At 47.4% G+C, this 473-nt stretch carries 1 protein-coding gene; it reads right to left on the bottom strand.

The features are described 5' to 3' along the window. Nucleotides 1–473, bottom strand: a 473-nt coding sequence (locus HMPREF2655_RS03645; protein WP_142352124.1) for an isopeptide-forming domain-containing fimbrial protein, incomplete at both ends; no start/stop codon positions are given.

Below are 473 nucleotides of genomic sequence, written 5' to 3'. Positions count from 1 at the left end.
TCACTGGGACTTCGTTCGAATCCTTGTGCACTCCTGGTTTATGTGGGAAGCTTGCGTCGTAAGAAGCCTTATTCGGAATCTGTGTACGGCCGTCTTCCTTCACATATGCGGACAAGTTCGCGCCAGCTTTGATCTTGGCGTCGAATGTTAATTCAACGGCTTGACCGCCATTGGCTTTCACTTGGTCTTCTGTAAGCGTCAAGGTAATGGTTTGACCTTCTACCTTGATTTGACTTGCGTCAAGGGCTTGACCATTCAATTTAGCACTTGAAGTTCCTGCGAATTCAAGAACGTCCACTAGGGTATCTGTGACTGAGAAGGCTGTCGCATCTTGCGCTACTGTTGTTTTCACATTGTATGTGAAGACTTCATCACGTTTTGCGAGAGTTTCTTCTGCCTTGCCATTCACATCTTTCTTGATTTCTGGCTCGTCTGGTGTTGGAGGCGTCACTGGGACTTCGTTCGAATCCTTG

This window comes from Streptococcus sp. HMSC066F01 (assembly GCF_001837335.1).
Classification (GTDB): Bacteria; Bacillota; Bacilli; order Lactobacillales; family Streptococcaceae; genus Streptococcus; species Streptococcus oralis_S.
Note: the sequence above shows the minus strand (reverse complement) of the source record. Positions and strands in the feature narration are given on the sequence as shown.